This window comes from Treponema sp. R6D11 (assembly GCF_054786075.1).
This window is the reverse complement of record NZ_BDHD01000563.1, coordinates 1-666: the sequence shown is the minus strand read 5'-3', so window position 1 is coordinate 666 and position 666 is coordinate 1. Positions and strand designations below refer to the sequence as shown.

1 protein-coding gene and 1 pseudogene are annotated in these 666 nt (G+C 44.1%); both read left to right on the top strand.

All coding sequences use genetic code 11. The features are described from left to right. Positions 1-332 (top strand): ABC transporter permease (locus ACYVTD_RS14700; RefSeq protein ID WP_461248463.1); only part of this gene is annotated, 332 nt, incomplete at its 5' end. Positions 333-408: 76 nt separating this feature from the next. Further along, positions 409-666: pseudogene (locus ACYVTD_RS14695) on the top strand (GTPase ObgE); the annotation flags it as partial.

Genomic DNA, 666 nt, shown 5'->3' with positions numbered 1-666 from the left:
TAAAACAGTTGCCGGATTCGCTTTTGGAAGCAGCGGAGGATTTGGGAGCTTCAAAGTTGTACGCCATCAAGAAGGTTATTTTGCCGGAGATACGCGGGGGGATTATAAACGGGCTTTTGCTTGCGATTACGCTATCGATCGATGATTTTGTTGTTAGCTTTTTCACCAAAGGAGCAGGCGTTTCGACGCTGTCTGTGCTGATTTATGCTATGGCGCGCAAGAATATTAACCCGAGCATAAACGCGCTTTCGACTATTATGTTCACGACCGTGCTTGCCTTGCTTGTTATTGTTAATCTGCGGACTAAAGACGACGAGATTTTGAATAATTAAATAGGATGTTTCCTTTACATTTAACTGGAAATATGCTATAATATACATCATGTTTATAGATGAGGCGAAAATATATGTGAAAGCGGGCAATGGCGGCGACGGTATTGCTTCTTTTCGTCGAGAAAAAAACGTCCCTAATGGTGGTCCAGATGGCGGCGATGGGGGGCGAGGCGGAAACGTCATAATCAAGGCTACATCGCACTTATCTTCTCTTTTGGATTTTAAATATAAGACAAAATATGTAGCTGAGCATGGCGGCGCGGGGTCGCATGCAAACAGGCAAGGAAAATCGGGAGAGGATTTATTCATAAATGTCCCAGCTGGCACGGTTATT